This window comes from Sulfitobacter sp., assembly GCF_036960155.1.
Classification (GTDB): domain Bacteria; phylum Pseudomonadota; class Alphaproteobacteria; order Rhodobacterales; family Rhodobacteraceae; genus Sulfitobacter.
This window is the reverse complement of record NZ_JBALWB010000020.1, coordinates 44,571-59,387: the sequence shown is the minus strand read 5'-3', so window position 1 is coordinate 59,387 and position 14,817 is coordinate 44,571. Positions and strand designations below refer to the sequence as shown.

The following is a 14,817-nucleotide window of genomic DNA, read 5'->3' as shown; positions in this document are numbered from 1 at the left end:
ACACACATAAACCTACCTGAACCAAAACTACGTCTCTGTTTTTAAAACATAATTTACTTGCGATATTATGCCCCATCAGGACTGACACAATATGTGACACCACAACAACGCCAGCCTGCGTCAGCCATATCGTTTTCACGGTTTCAGGGACACCCAAAAACCCGGTTGTCGCTTTTACCGCTCCTAAGCCGAACAGATTCCATCCCAGCGCCATAGGATCAGATGCGGTGGACAGGGTAATTTTTATCTGGACCATAAATGAAACCAAATAATGCGCGAAATGATACCCAAGGGCGATCGGGAGCAATGTTACAGCAAACATGTTGAACGCATGCAGGAAGCTGATCTTATCTGAAGATCCTCTGATCTCAATCGCCTTGAGCCCTACCCAGATGGATGCGCCGTAGATGGTAAATAGAAAGATGAATGCAGCGATCAGCCCAAATGTGGACGACCAAATCACTGCAGAACGCCCCGGGAACTCGAGCGGATTGATACCCAACTGGGCAAGCCACCAAAACGTTTCGTTCACGCCGTCAAAACTACCGCCAGTAAGAACGATCAAACAAAATGCCGCCTGACTCAAGCCTAGCGGCGCATGTTTGAGAGCATACCACCCCGGCAATCCTAACCTGAGGGAACTGCCCTGTTGGAATGGCCTAAGTGACCCAATCAAGCGGAACAGGACAGAAAAACACTCCACCTGATGCAACCATGGGTCTCTGCCGCATAATTCGATCCCAACAAGAGTAAAAACCCAATACCCGAATACAACAGTTGCAAGTCTTTGGGGGTCGCTTGGTGAAATGTCAGCAAGGAGAAACATTTGAAAGCAGACAAGTAAGGCAACAGCAGGCCAAACCCCTAGCTTTTTGGGAATCCGGGCAATGGGGTTCTTACCCAAATTTAGGACGGTAACAAAACCTGTCCAAGGGTTCACCCATTTCCATACATCAAAAATCAGCCCCTGAACCACAAACACACCAATCCACCAAACGGTCCAGATTGTCAGTGGAAGTAGATTGTTTTGCGGATCTGTTGGCCCACGAAATCCAATAAATACAAGAAGGAGAAATAGAACTGTCGCGCCCAGCGATGTGAACTGGCTGATACGTGAAGTTCCCTTGCCCCCTACCCGTCCAAAGGAAATGCTTTGAAAAAGGATGCTAAGGGCTTTTTTAGGAAGACAAGTGACAAGCAAAATAGATGCAACTACCGTCAAAGTACCTGCCGCCGCGTAGGCACCTGTGGGCAGCAATAGAACAAGCCCCTGCTCGGATGCATGTGCATTGGCCTTACTCGCGCAAAATACCGCGCAAGAAAGAACAACGAGAAAAAACTGCTTTCTTTCGATAATCATATCATTAGTATACACATGAAATAAAGTTAGAAGGCAAGGATATGATGAAACGATTATCGCTTTTGGCCGCACTCGGTGTCATCATCGCTGGCGCATTCTTTTTGAATTCGGGCCATAAAACCGATGTTACATTAATCGGCGCACGCGCCATGCCTGTACTCGGTCAGGATAACCTCTTTGTTGTTACTTTAGAAATCCAAAATCACGGGGCGGCAAAAACACTCACTTCTGTGCATTCTTCGTCGGCCACTGCAGTCAGCATCATGAACCCTGGCTATGCAGAAGCCAAAATTGTTATTCCGGCGCACGGTACAGGAATTTTTGCGATGGACGGGGCGCATCTGATGTTAATCGGTGCGCAAAGTGATTTTATTGAGGGTTCATTCCTTCCGCTCACATTAGAATTTGCTGATTATGGCGATGTTAAAACCCGTGTACTGCACGCTGGCGACGATATGGGTATGGCCGGCATGGATCACAGCACGGCCAAGGGCGTTCAAACTAATCCAAGCCCAAGCATCCAACTTACAGCAAAAAGCAAACTAGGAAGCGAGGACGCTGAGATCGTTGTGAGTGCTGAGAACTTTACATTTGTGCGAACGACAGATGATGCCGCGCACGTTCCCTTTGAAGGGCACGGCCATATCTATTTGAATGGGTTAAAGCTGGGACGCCTATATGAAAATCACTTTACCTTGGGCGCATTGCCCAACGGTACATATGATCTAACGGTATCTCTGAATTCCAACAACCATCAGCCTTACATTGAAAACAACATAGCCATTGGTCAGACGCTGAAATTTGTTCACCGTTAGTCGCCCTTGGCAGATCGGATAGATGTAGCACTACAGGCGAAGACGTCAGGGAGGTTGGTTTACGCGTTCAAAACTTCTGGTCAAAGTTTTCTGCTATGCCTTTCAATGCGGCCGTACTTTGTTCAATATTTGAGATCGAACCGTTTACCCGCGCCATAACCCGCACCCCAACATATTGCGTTACCAACAAGTTGGCCAATGGCTTTGACCTCCCCACTGGCACCAACGTTTCCAATGCAGTTTCAAATGCGACAAGCATGCGATCCAACGATTTTGTAGCGAAGGCATTGATATCTTGATCATATGCAGCGGGCCCTGCAATTGCCGAGCACAAAAGGCAGCCGCGTTGATCACCAGACCGAACAGCCTCCGCTATAGAGTCGAACACCTTAAAAATCCGTATCCACCCATTCTGACTTTGGTCACTCAGCAGTACGACAGCAGCGCTGACTTCTTGCTCGTCATATGTACTCAGAACACGCAGAAACAACGTCTTCTTATCTGTAAATGCCTTATACAGGCTGCCCCTGGTCAAATTCATACCGGTCAGTAAATCGGGTAATGTTGCGTCAGCGTAGCCGTGCTCCCAGAACACATCCATCGCTTTGGCAAGCGCAACATCCGTATCAAATCCGCGAGGTCTACCCATAGGCTGGGCGTATCACTCCTGCAGTCAATTCGGAACCACTTAGTTTCCAATCACAAAATTGTGTTTGGAACTATCCGGTTCCGAATGCTAGATGATGCTCCATCGAAACGTTCACGGCGCTCCTGCCACTCACTCTGCATGAAAGAAAATTACATGAAAAACTTCGTCGTAAAGTCGCTTGGCATCCTTGGGGCCACATTGATCACCTTCGCACCATTGTCCGTTTCTGCAGGTGAAACCTCCGCTCATGGTACATTCACTGGCGCAAGCGATCACATCACAACTGGTGGTGTCAAAATCATCAAAACCGCGGACGGTGGTGCTGTCGTTATCCTCGATTCTGATTTCACCCTCGATGGTGCGCCAGATCCCCATGTTGGTTTTGGCTCAGATGGTAAATTCTCGACACTCAGCGATCTGGGTGAGTTACAAAACATCAAAGGTGTGCAGGTCTATATCGTACCGGCATCCGTAAACGTTGACGACTTCAACGAAGTTTACATTTGGTGCACGAAATTCAGCGTGCCTCTTGGCGTTGCTTCCCTGAACTAAGATAAAATACGACCCGTGTTGCGCCTGCAGCGCGGGTCTTATCTACTGACATCGCTCAGTCCCAGTCTCTCTTATTTATACTGCGAGCAGTACTCATTCCTTATAACGTTCGCTTTCACAGTTATTTTGTGGCCAAACACTTCCTTGGCACAGCCAGACCAGCCATTTCAATTGGCAGCTCCAATCCCGGATCGTAGAAGCTGTATGTAAATGGAGTCGAGGAGACCAACCTGCCCATCACAATTGATGGAGCCGTCAGAATACCAAGTTTTCCCAACATAGCATCACACCCCATATCACCCCTTGATTGCTGAGCCGTTCCTATCGACCCAGACGTTGCGCTTACTGACACGGTTACGGGCGTATTGGCGGACTCCATTGCATATGAAACGGGTGACGTAAGCGCATGCAGAATCAGTTATATGCAGTCTCAACGCCTCTGTCAGCGTAGGAATACTGGGTGCTTCCTGAAGTTTTATGAGGCACGGTCACATAATCGACAAAAAAAGTTGGTTTTATCTTAAAGCAGGTATCGAGACCCAAGATACTGTAATAATTAACACTTTCAATCTCCACTCTTCACCAAACCATAATGCACACCGAAAACCCATCTCCGGGAGCCTTGAAAACTCTATTCGATAGATGCATCAACAGTAAAACAGTCGCAAGCCGGACATCGCTCTTCAGAGCCCGTATGTCAGCCAGCCTTTCTCACACCCATTTTGGAGACAAGCCCATGAAACGGATTGGTCTTTTTGTGTCATTTCTGGCCATGCTGACATCCTCGGTTTCCGCGCAAGAGGCCGATTTAATTGGCAAAATTTCGGTTGAACTGAATGCTGTACAAACAACTGAATCCTCTTGCACATTATCCTTCCTCATCATCAACGGGTTGGACCAGAGGATAGATAAAGCAATCTATGAAACGGTCTTGTTCGACAAAAATGGTCAGGTCAATCGCCTGACATTGTTTGACTTCGGAACGCTTCCACCTGCGCGCCCCCGCGTTCGCCAATTTGTCCTTCCCCAGATGGAGTGTAGGCAGCTTGGACGTGTATTATTCAATGGCGCAAACACTTGTGATGGTGCGAATTTGGAGGCCGGGATTTGCAGTAGCAGTCTCCTTCCATCTTCGCGCACGGATGTTGAGATAATCGGGTGATACACATCCTTTTAAATTGGGCTGAACCCCTTCGTCAAATCGCAGACGTTGGCGGCCCCGTTGTTGTTGTTCTTATGTGCGTTGCGGTATTGACCCTTGCAGTGACGCTCTACAAAATTTGGCAATTCTGGCACGCGGGTGTCGGGCGTCACCGCGCATTGTCCAAGGCTGTGAACGAATGGGACATGGGCAACCGCCCACAAGCCCACATTGCGCTGGGTCAATCGACCAGCTACCTCGCACCCGTTATTGGTATGGCATTGTCAGCAGCCCCACAAATGCTCGAACGCCTTCAGGCGGATGCTGAAACGCGATTTTCCAAACTCGAACGCGGCTTTCGGTTTCTAGACTCTGTAGCCCAACTTGCTCCGCTTTTGGGGTTATTCGGGACCGTTTTAGGAATGATCGAAGCATTCCAATCCCTTCAGGACGCGGGTGCCCAAGTCGATCCTTCTATCCTTGCAGGTGGAATCTGGGTGGCGTTGCTGACGACCGCTGTTGGCCTTGTTGTTGCAATGCCTACTGCCCTCATCCTCAGCTGGCTTGAAAGCCGGATGGAGGCTGAACGTGTCATAGCGGACAAGGCCATTATGACCATTCTACAACCTGTTGATTTACCCCAAACCGCACATCCTGAGATGGTTGCTGCCAATGGCTAAAGCGCGCAGACGGCGGCGGAAACTATCAATGACATCGCTTATTGATGTCATCTTTCTATTGCTGTTGTTCTTTATGCTAACCTCCACTTTCTCGAAATTTTCCGAGGTGGAATTGTCAGCTGCGGGTTCTGGCGCGATACTCCCTTCGGATTCACCTCCCCTGTTTTTACAACTAGAACCAGACTCACTGCGGCTAAATGGTGAAGACCTCACGCTGACTGACTTGGTCGCCTCATCTCTGGTCAAAGTTGACCAAGGCACCGTTTTGCTGATCAGCCTTGGGAACGCTGTGAATGCACAGCGATTGACTGATCTGCTGGTTGCACTGCGTGGGTTACCAAAATTGCATGTCACAGTGTTGGGAACCTAAAATATGCGCAAGCTAGCCCCAACAAAACCCCACCGAGAGCCGACGATTACATTGATCAATATCGTCTTTTTGATGCTGGTCTTCTTTATGGTGGCAGGCACTTTGGCACAGCCCCTTGATCCCGCTCTGACACTTGTGAAAACGCAAGATCTTGAAGGACGCGCACCGCCCGATGCGCTGGTAGTACATGCTGACGGTCGCATCGCCTATCGCGGAACCGATCAGCCGGATGCTGCAGCGTTTATTTCCAATTTAACCGAGGACGAAAAGGCTGTTGTCCGGCTTGTTCCAGACCGCGCCCTGCCCGCACATCTACTCGTCACATTGACCCGTGAACTGAGGGCCAGTGGTGCGCAAAAAGTCATGCTTGTAACGGAACGGGCTCTAAAATGATCGCCAGCTCACCCACCGCAAAACTGTTCTCATTCCTCTTGGCTACTGGAATACTGGTCGGGGGCATGAAAATGGCCTCACCGAATATGGTTATCGAGATTGAGGGCGCTGGTGCTACAGCAGAAGCCAAAATGGGGACTTCATTTGAGGATATGGCGGTCGGAACCCTTACGCCCAAACCTGTTGAAGACACAACGGTGACGCAGAAACACGTTGATGTAACCGAGCCGCCCAAATCTATGATCAAAACACCTACAAGCCCAACCCAAAAAGCGCAACAAACCAAGCCAGCAGAAACTGCGGCAGCCCCTCCTCCAATAAAAGCGCAAGCTGCACCCCCACCCACGCCACTCCTTACGGAACAGCCTAACGTGGTGGTCGCACCCAGTTCACATGCGGCTGTCTCAACGCCACCGGTCAAACCAGCAGCTCTTGCGCCTACAAACCCAACGCAAACAGTTGCTTCCCAAACGCCAAATACGATAGCCCCCTCTCAATCAATGAGACCAAAAAGGCGAGACCCGGATCAAGCGGCAAAGGTTGCAGCTAGCCGTCCAAAACCAAGTGTCACAAAAGCAACGCCCACTCAAAAACAAACCAAATCACCGCGCGGTAACGCAAAGCGTAACAATACAAGAGGGGCAAACAACGGCACATCGCAAAAAGCTGATGCAATATCGCAAGGTGCCACAAAACAAACCAGCGCAAAAAGCGGTAACGCGGCTGCAAGCAACTACCCAGGTCAAGTTATGCGCCGCATCAGCCGTGTCCGAAAACCACGAGTCAATTCACGTGGCACGGTAACCATAGCGTTTTCCATCTCTTCAGGCGGTAGCCTTTCACGTGTTTCGGTTGCGCGCAGTTCAGGCTCTGCCGCTTTAGACAAGGCTGCATTGCGCGTCGTCCAGAAAGCCGCGCCTTTCCCCAAACCCCCAAGCGGCGCCAAACGACAGTTTTCCATCCGCATCAAGGGCCGTTAAAGAGAGGCCCAAAAATCGCCTCCTTACCCCTTTAATGGGTGATTATAAACCAATTCATCTCTACGTTGAATTTCGCGAACCTTTTCAAACAAGTCATCTGGCAATCATCAGAATCTCGATTGCATGAGTTGAAATGATTCAAAAAATCGATATTAATAGGGGATGAATTTTGACCTCACCAAACTGAACCAATCCGCAAAGAACACTGATACTTCAACCACCCAAAAAACGTATCTTGCGCTCAGAAAGATGATCGTTGCCGGCGATATCAAACCCGGTGAGAAACTTAAGATTGAGGGATTGCGAAAACTTTTAGACACGGGCGCCTCCCCTATCCGGGAAGCCCTGAGTTTACTCACTTCTGACAATCTGGTTGAACGGATCGATCAACGGGGGTTTCGGGCCTCTCCTACAAGCCGGAAAAACTTCGAAGAGATCCTCATGTTGCGATGCGAATTAGAAGACACTGCGTTTCGTCAGAGTATCGAGAACCGAACACCAGAATGGGAAGAAATTGTTGTGCTGAGCCATCACCGCATGGTGCGCGCACAAAAATCAGGCGACGCCGCTTTTGAAGATCTGCACAAATCCTTTCACATGACATTGCTGGGATGTTGTGACGCGCCGATCCTGTTGAAATTCTGCTCACAGTTATACAATTTGAATATTCGGTATCGGTATCTCGCGGGGAGCGCGATGAACTATAAGCGGCGTGACGTGACCAGCGAACATCATAGCATCATAGCATCATAGCATCATGGAAGCCGCCATTGTGGGCAATGCCAACGAGGCATCCGATTTGTTGCGCAATCATTATCGCGAAACCGGAGCATTTTTGGCTGGTCAGCTTGATGACGTAGAGCTTGGGTAACGCCTATTCGCGGACAAGCGTTAGGTCAAAATCAACTTGAAGATACGGTCCATCCACTTGACCTGACAGCGCATATCCCTTGGGAAACTGCCTGCTGGCATGTCTTTATAGAACATCACCAAGTCCTCGCGTACGCCAAAGACTGCGTCTTGGTCGAGATATGGATCATCCCCTGCAAAAACCTCAAAAACCAGCGTCCTGTAGCCCAAGGTGCTGATATGATTGTCCACTCTACCATCCATTCCGTTATGGGCCCTCAGGGCACCACCGGATTCCCGCCACCAATCTTCTTCCGCCAGAGCACGGCAACGGATTTAGGTGCAATGGCTGAACGGACAGGCGCAGAACATCTCATGTTGACCCATCTCATTCCGCCACTCGGCACCAAACGGCAAGGGCCATATCCTCTTCCAGCGGCACTGACGGAGGCAGACTATGTCGACGCCGCCACCGCAGGCGGGTTCACCGGTAACATCGTCGTCGGCACTGATCTTGCAACTTTGCGACTGGAAAAATAATTAGGTTCATTTGTTTAACTTCGCCCAATACGATAAGCATCAAGCAGTACATCTTTGGTCATGAAGGGTGAATGGTGCCCACGGATACCCATTAGGGCTAGCGTCCGTGGGGAAAAAATTAGACCGCCAAAAACATCAACCACCGCCCCCTATCTTTACGCAAAGACTTGGGGGCGGTGATATGGTGATTGCATCCCAAATCCGCGTCAGTGGCGCGATTATTTGCTTTGGGTATCATGCGGGTCTCTTGGGCGATTTAGGCACCCCGCAAAACCCTGTTTTTGGGCTTAATGGCTGTACTGTGCGAGATCAATTTCAATGTGGGACAGATACCAGCGCCTTTTTCTTTTTTTTGTAACAAGTGGTCAACGTTCGTTAGACCAGAAAACCTGCATTGCCGGCCAGCATCCTAACTGACCCACTGGTCCTTTAACGCAGCACATCGAAAGGCTAACCGCTTGCTCTAATGCTACAAATCGGCCACCCTGTGGTGTACTCCAACCGTTTGGAGGCAATTGAGTATTTGGAGGCGTGGAAGTGAGAAACATCCTTTGGTTTTTAGGAACAGTGATTGCCTGCTTAGTAGTTTACCTAGCCTTATGGCCCGTTTCAGTGCGCCCCGTCTCTTGGGAAGTGACCGAAAACGCAGGTTATGTCGGGGATTTCACTGAGAACCATCGCCTTGCTGCACTTGGTATGATCGATTTGGACGGCCGAGTTGGCCCCGAAGATGCCGACGTCGGGCCAGATGAGAAAATTTATGTCGCAACCCACGATGGGGAAATTTTACGCATCGGGAAAGACGGCGATGTTACATCGTTCGCACAAACGCAGGGCCGCCCTCTTGGACTTGAATTTGCGACTGACGGAACGCTTTACGTGGCGGATGCCCATCGCGGGCTGTTGGCCATTGACCCTAAAGGTCAGGTCACATTGCTCACCGATAAGTCCGAAGATGGGAGCGCAATCCTCTACGCCGATGATGTCGATATCACGGCGGATGGAACCATCTATTTTTCCGATGCCTCAACCCGGTTTGGTGCCCAAGAGTCTGGTGGGACGTTAGCCGCTTCGGTTTTGGACCTTGTCGAACACTCTGCCAACGGTCGTATTTTGAAATATGATCCTGTCTCGGACAAGACTACAGTTTTTGTCGATGGGTTAAATTTTGCCAACGGAGTTGCAATAAATGAGGCAAGCGATGCGGCGTTCGTGGTTGAAACAGGTGCGTATCGCGTCTGGCGCTTTCCCCTGGATGGCAGCCCCGGACAGGTTATTTTGGACAACTTGCCAGGATTTCCAGACAACATAAATAATGGGCCTGATGGCACATTCTGGGTTGGCCTTGTCAGTCCACGTAATGCGATTATGGACAAGCTGTCTAATCGTCCATTCCTGAGGCGTGTTATCATGCGGTTGCCGGAGGCGATGAAACCAGCGCCAACTCGCTACGGGTACATCCTACGTATGGATGCCGAGGGCCGTGTTCTAGAAACCCTTCAGGATCCAACAGGAAATTACGCCTTAACGACTGGCGCGATAACACTTCCCGATGGGCGTATCGCAGTGACATCACTGACCGAGCCACGCCTAGGCATATTGCAACATCAGTCAAAAAACTAACATGCAGGCCTAGACCTGACATAGAATAAATGGGTGATACAACAGCGCAACGTCCCCAAAGAGGACGTTGGTGCAAAACGCATAACCTTCTTTCGCAGTGAAAATAGATAAGCTAAATCAAAAGATTAAATGACCAATCGAAGCCGCAACAAGTGTTCCATTAGGATAACCCGAGAGAGCACAGCAAAACTCTTGCTTGAAATCATCTGAATGTAGAATATAGATAAGAGCATTACTGTCGGGAGAACCAGTTATCTGGTGCCGAAGGAGCAACCGCCTCGGAAACTCTCAGGCCAAAGGACCGACAGTCATACGACAACTCTGGAGAGTGGTGCCGAACGGGTGCCCGCCGAAGGGATAGCAATCTCAGGCGCAAGGACAGAGGGGGCATCACGCGTTAGGGCATCCGCCTTAGCGTAAATGTGGTGCCGTACGATATTTTTGTATCGAGACGGCCAGCGAACAAAGAGGCTGTCCTATGTCTGATCTTTTACAAACGCCGTTGCATGACTTGCATGTTGCTCTTGGTGCCAAAATGGTGGCCTTTGCGGGCTACTCAATGCCCGTGCAATACCCGATGGGCGTGATGAAGGAACACACGCATACGCGTGAAAAGGCCGGACTGTTTGATGTCAGCCACATGGGACAAGTGATCCTCAAGGGCACTGACTACGCAACCGTTGCGCTGGCGTTAGAGGCATTAATCCCTGTTGATATTCTTGGCCTTGGGCAAGGTCGTCAACGGTATGGATTTTTCACCAATGATGCGGGTGGGATCACCGATGACTTGATGTTGGCAAACCGCGGCGATCACGTTTTTGTCGTCGTGAACGCAGCCTGTAAGGGAGCGGATATTGCGCATATGCGCGCCAACCTTAAAGGTGTGGACATCACTGAAATCACAGATCGCGCTTTGCTGGCCTTGCAAGGCCCCGCTGCCGAAACCGTTTTGGCCGCACTTGATCCTCGTGCGGCATCAATGCGGTTTATGGATGTGGCCACGCTATCCCTCGCTGGCGCGGAATGCTGGGTGTCGCGGTCTGGTTATACTGGTGAAGACGGGTACGAGATTTCGGTTCCCGCATCCCAAGCGACAACTCTTGCAGAGGCCCTTTTGGACCATCCAGATGTTGAACCCATTGGCCTAGGCGCGCGCGACAGCTTACGGCTTGAGGGTGGTCTATGCCTCTACGGGCATGACATCGACACAAACACAACGCCAACTCAAGCCACGTTAAACTGGGCAATCCAGAAAGTTCGCCGCGCGAACGGTGCGCGCGCAGGCGGCTTTCCCGGCGCAGACGTAATTTTGAACGAATTGACTGGCGGAGCATTAACCAAGCGCGTCGGCTTGATGCCGGAAGGCCGTGCGCCGATGCGCGAAGGCGTACAGTTGTTTGCCGACCTCGAGGATGAGACCCCGATCGGGCACGTAACATCAGGTGGGTTTGGTCCAACGGTCGGCGGCCCGATCGCGATGGGTTACGTGCCGGTCAGTAACGCAACCATCGGTACAACCCTCTACGGGGAACTACGCGGGAAACGGCTGCGGGTCACTGTGACTTCGCTTCCCTTCACCCCCGCTAATTTCAGACGATAAAAACACTTACATCAACGGAGAGAACACATGAAATTCACCAAAGAGCATGAATGGCTTCGCACCGAAGGCGACACAATCGTAGTGGGCATTACCGCGCACGCAACAACGCAACTGGGCGACATCGTCTTTGTTGAACTGCCAGACGTCGGCACAATAGTTTCCAAAGACGACGAAATTGTTGTGATCGAAAGCGTGAAGGCTGCGTCTGACATTCTGACGCCGATTGATGGCGAAGTTGTTGCCGTCAATGACGCACTGGCCGATAATCCCGCGCTTGCCAATGAGGACCCTACCGGAGAGGGCTGGTTCTTTAAGATCAAAGCCTCCGATCTTTCGCAGATCGACGCGTATATGGACGAAGCCGCCTACAACGACTTCATTAGCTAAATTCCGGAGACTGCCATGACCTACACCCCAACAGACTACCTGCCATACGATTTTGCCAATCGCCGCCATATCGGGCCATCACCGGCCGAGATGACTGACATGCTAAAGGTTGTTGGGGCAAAGGATCTCAATGCGTTGATCGATGATACTCTGCCTGCCCAGATCAGGCAGGCAGAGGCCCTTGATTTTGGCAAACCCATGTCAGAGCGCGAAGTGTTGCGCCACATGAAGGTCATCGCCTCCAAAAACAAGGTCCTCACATCCCTGATCGGGCAAGGGTACCATGGCACGGTTACGCCGCCAGCCATCCAGCGCAATATCCTTGAAAACCCCGCGTGGTACACGGCTTATACGCCCTATCAGCCCGAAATTTCACAAGGGCGACTTGAAGCACTTTTGAATTTTCAGACGATGGTGTCGGATCTTACAGGGCTAGAGATTGCCAATGCGTCTTTGCTGGATGAAGCAACCGCATGTGCAGAAGCCATGACAATGGCGCAACGTGTCTCTAAATCGAAAGTCAAAGGCTTCTTCGTTGACGAAAATTGTCACCCCCAGAACATTGCAGTGATGAAAACGCGGGCAACACCATTGGGGATTGAGATCATTGTGGGTTCTCCTGATGACCTTGATGCAGCGGCTGTTTTTGGCGCAATCTTCCAGTATCCGGGAACCTTTGGCACCCTGCGCGATTTCACGCCCGAGATTGCCGCCCTCCACGAGGCCAAAGCTGTTGGCATTATCGCCGCTGATCCATTGTCACTGACCTTGCTCAAAGAACCGGGTGCGATGGGCGCTGATATTGCCGTCGGCAGCACGCAGCGATTTGGTGTGCCAGTTGGCTATGGCGGACCACACGCGGCCTACATGGCCACGAAACAAAACTATGCACGCTCCATGCCGGGTCGCATCGTTGGTGTGTCCATCGACAGCCGAGGCAACCGCGCTTACCGTCTGGCCCTACAAACCCGCGAACAGCATATCCGTCGCGAAAAAGCGAACTCTAACGTTTGTACAGCGCAGGCTTTGCTGGCTGTTATGGCAGGATTCTATGCGGTGTTTCACGGCCCCGAAGGCCTGCGCGCAATTGCGCAACGTATTCACCGCAAGACAGTTCGGTTGGTGCGCGGCTTGGAAGAGGCAGGTTTTAACGTAGAGACTAAAACCTTCTTTGACACCATCACCATAGACGTAGGACCGATGCAAAAGGCCATCATGAAATCCGCCGTTGACGAAGGTATCAACCTGCGCCGTGTTGGTGATACCAAAGTAGGCATTACTTTGGACGAACGGACCGATCCTGAAACGCTTGTGCAGGTCTGGCGCGCCTTTGGCATTTACGACCGCCTTCCTGACAGAACCGCAGAATATCAATTGCCGGATGCCCTGCTGCGCACGTCGGAATACCTGACACATCCAGTGTTCCACATGAACCGCGCTGAAACCGAAATGATGCGCTATATGCGCCGCCTCGCTGACCGCGACCTTGCGCTGGATCGCGCGATGATCCCCCTTGGGTCCTGCACGATGAAGCTGAATTCGGCCGCTGAAATGATGCCGGTAACATGGGATGAGTTTTCGCTTTTACACCCCTATATTCCCCGTGATCAGGCGGCTGGCTACATGGAAATGATCGATGATCTTTCTGCCAAGCTGTGTGATGTAACGGGATATGACGCCATCTCGATGCAGCCAAATTCCGGGGCGCAGGGCGAATATGCGGGGCTATTGACCATCGCGGGTTACCACCGTGCCAATGGCCAAGGGCATCGCAACATTTGCCTGATCCCGATGTCTGCTCATGGCACAAATCCAGCGTCCGCCCAAATGGTCGGCTGGAAAGTTGTACCTGTGAAGTCTGCCGAAAACGGCGATATTGACCTCGTTGATTTCTGCGCAAAAGTTACGGAACACGCGGATAACCTTGCGGCTTGCATGATCACATATCCCTCGACCCACGGTGTGTTTGAGGAAACCGTGATCGACGTTTGCCAGATCGTTCATGATCACGGCGGTCAGGTCTATATTGATGGCGCCAACATGAACGCCATGGTTGGTCTGTCTCGTCCCGGTGACCTTGGAGGGGATGTCAGCCACCTGAACTTGCATAAAACCTTCTGCATCCCCCACGGCGGTGGTGGCCCCGGCATGGGCCCCATCGGTGTCAAAGATCACCTGATCCCCCATCTACCCGGTGATCCCACATCTGGGGAAGGTGCTGTTTCTGCCGCACCGTTTGGCTCGCCCTCCTTGCTGCCAATCTCATGGGCTTACTGCCTGATGATGGGTGGCGATGGCCTAACACAAGCAACGCGTGTCGCCATCCTGAATGCCAACTACATCGCCAAGCGGCTCGAGGGTGCGTTTGATGTTCTGTACAAAGGGCCGTCTGGCCGTGTTGCGCATGAGTGCATCATCGACACCCGCCCCTTTGACGACAGCGCGCATATCACCGTTGATGACATCGCAAAACGCTTGATCGATTGCGGCTTCCACGCGCCAACAATGAGTTGGCCTGTGGCAGGTACGTTGATGATCGAACCCACCGAGTCCGAGACCAAGGCAGAGTTGGATCGGTTCTGTGACGCCATGCTCGCCATTCGTGCAGAGATAGCACAGGTCGAAGCCAACGAGATTGACGCAGATAACAACCCGCTCAAAAACGCGCCTCACACAATGGAGGATCTCGTGGGTGATTGGGATCGGCCTTATACTCGTGAAACCGGATGTTTCCCCCCCGGAGCATTTCGCGTGGATAAGTACTGGCCACCCGTTAACCGCGTGGACAATGTATTTGGCGACAGAAACCTTGTGTGCAGTTGCCCGCCAATGGAAAGCTATAACGACTGAACTAAGAGAACGACAAACATCGAACACG

16 protein-coding genes and 1 riboswitch are annotated in these 14,817 nt (G+C 51.3%); of the genes, 13 read left to right on the top strand and 3 right to left on the bottom strand.

What is annotated here, in order from left to right; translation table 11 throughout:
• A partial coding sequence (locus V7775_RS23120; RefSeq protein WP_335754303.1) for a hypothetical protein occupies positions 1-1,360 on the bottom strand: 1,360 nt, incomplete at its 3' end.
• Between the two features lie 41 nt (positions 1,361-1,401).
• Between V7775_RS23120 and V7775_RS23115 the strand changes: the two genes are divergently transcribed.
• Positions 1,402-2,175 carry a copper chaperone PCu(A)C gene (locus V7775_RS23115; RefSeq protein ID WP_335754302.1) on the top strand — a complete coding sequence of 258 codons (774 nt, stop codon included), beginning with the start codon at positions 1,402-1,404 and terminating at the stop codon, positions 2,173-2,175.
• Between the two features lie 67 nt (positions 2,176-2,242).
• Here the strand turns inward: V7775_RS23115 and V7775_RS23110 are convergent, their stop codons facing one another.
• On the bottom strand, positions 2,243-2,824 hold the full coding sequence (locus V7775_RS23110; protein WP_335754301.1) for a TetR/AcrR family transcriptional regulator: 582 nt from the start codon (positions 2,822-2,824) through the stop codon (positions 2,243-2,245).
• A 153-nt stretch (positions 2,825-2,977) separates the two neighbouring features.
• Here V7775_RS23110 and V7775_RS23105 point away from each other — a divergent pair, with 153 nt between their 5' ends.
• The 7 genes from V7775_RS23105 to V7775_RS23075 all read left to right on the top strand — a co-directional run bounded on the left by V7775_RS23105 (position 2,978) and on the right by V7775_RS23075 (position 7,693).
• Positions 2,978-3,376 carry a DM13 domain-containing protein gene (locus V7775_RS23105; protein ID WP_335754300.1) on the top strand — a complete coding sequence of 133 codons (399 nt, stop codon included), beginning with the start codon at positions 2,978-2,980 and terminating at the stop codon, positions 3,374-3,376.
• A gap of 736 nt (positions 3,377-4,112) precedes the next feature.
• Positions 4,113-4,538: a hypothetical protein gene (locus V7775_RS23100; protein ID WP_335754299.1), complete on the top strand. Its 426-nt coding sequence runs from the start codon at positions 4,113-4,115 to the stop codon at positions 4,536-4,538.
• Entirely contained in the window at positions 4,538-5,197 is a 660-nt protein-coding gene (locus V7775_RS23095; protein WP_335754305.1) for a MotA/TolQ/ExbB proton channel family protein, read from the top strand. The genes V7775_RS23100 and V7775_RS23095 overlap by 1 nt, the downstream gene beginning before the upstream one ends.
• Complete coding sequence (locus tag V7775_RS23090; protein ID WP_335754298.1) at positions 5,190-5,567, top strand: biopolymer transporter ExbD; 378 nt, start codon at positions 5,190-5,192, stop codon at positions 5,565-5,567. The genes V7775_RS23095 and V7775_RS23090 overlap by 8 nt, the downstream gene beginning before the upstream one ends.
• Positions 5,568-5,570: 3 nt before the next feature.
• Positions 5,571-5,960, top strand: a complete 390-nt coding sequence (locus V7775_RS23085) for an ExbD/TolR family protein (protein ID WP_335754297.1) — start codon at positions 5,571-5,573, stop codon at positions 5,958-5,960.
• A complete protein-coding gene (locus V7775_RS23080) occupies positions 5,957-6,940 on the top strand; it encodes a cell envelope integrity protein TolA (protein ID WP_335754296.1) in 984 nt (327 codons plus the stop codon). The genes V7775_RS23085 and V7775_RS23080 overlap by 4 nt, the downstream gene beginning before the upstream one ends.
• Positions 6,941-7,102: 162 nt before the next feature.
• Positions 7,103-7,693 (top strand): GntR family transcriptional regulator, encoded by a 591-nt coding sequence (locus V7775_RS23075; RefSeq protein WP_335754295.1) that lies wholly within the window; start codon positions 7,103-7,105, stop codon positions 7,691-7,693.
• Positions 7,694-7,831: 138 nt separating this feature from the next.
• On the opposite strand, the gene V7775_RS23070 is transcribed toward V7775_RS23075, so the two are convergent.
• Positions 7,832-8,041 carry a hypothetical protein gene (locus tag V7775_RS23070; protein WP_335754294.1) on the bottom strand — a complete coding sequence of 70 codons (210 nt, stop codon included), beginning with the start codon at positions 8,039-8,041 and terminating at the stop codon, positions 7,832-7,834.
• Between V7775_RS23070 and V7775_RS23065 the strand changes: the two genes are divergently transcribed.
• From V7775_RS23065 to gcvP, 5 genes are all read left to right on the top strand, one after another.
• Positions 8,030-8,329, top strand: a complete 300-nt coding sequence (locus V7775_RS23065) for a hypothetical protein (RefSeq protein ID WP_335754293.1) — start codon at positions 8,030-8,032, stop codon at positions 8,327-8,329. The genes V7775_RS23070 and V7775_RS23065 overlap by 12 nt on opposite strands.
• A gap of 537 nt (positions 8,330-8,866) precedes the next feature.
• A complete protein-coding gene (locus V7775_RS23060) occupies positions 8,867-9,952 on the top strand; it encodes an SMP-30/gluconolactonase/LRE family protein (RefSeq protein WP_335754292.1) in 1,086 nt (361 codons plus the stop codon).
• 229 nt (positions 9,953-10,181) lie between these two features.
• Positions 10,182-10,266: riboswitch (glycine riboswitch) on the top strand.
• A 164-nt stretch (positions 10,267-10,430) separates the two neighbouring features.
• On the top strand, positions 10,431-11,552 hold the full coding sequence (gene gcvT / locus V7775_RS23055; RefSeq protein WP_335754291.1) for a glycine cleavage system aminomethyltransferase GcvT: 1,122 nt from the start codon (positions 10,431-10,433) through the stop codon (positions 11,550-11,552).
• A 27-nt stretch (positions 11,553-11,579) separates the two neighbouring features.
• Positions 11,580-11,939: a glycine cleavage system protein GcvH gene (gene gcvH / locus V7775_RS23050; RefSeq protein WP_335754290.1), complete on the top strand. Its 360-nt coding sequence runs from the start codon at positions 11,580-11,582 to the stop codon at positions 11,937-11,939.
• 15 nt (positions 11,940-11,954) lie between these two features.
• On the top strand, positions 11,955-14,789 hold the full coding sequence (gcvP, locus tag V7775_RS23045; RefSeq protein WP_335754289.1) for an aminomethyl-transferring glycine dehydrogenase: 2,835 nt from the start codon (positions 11,955-11,957) through the stop codon (positions 14,787-14,789).
• Positions 14,790-14,817 lie beyond the last annotated feature (28 nt).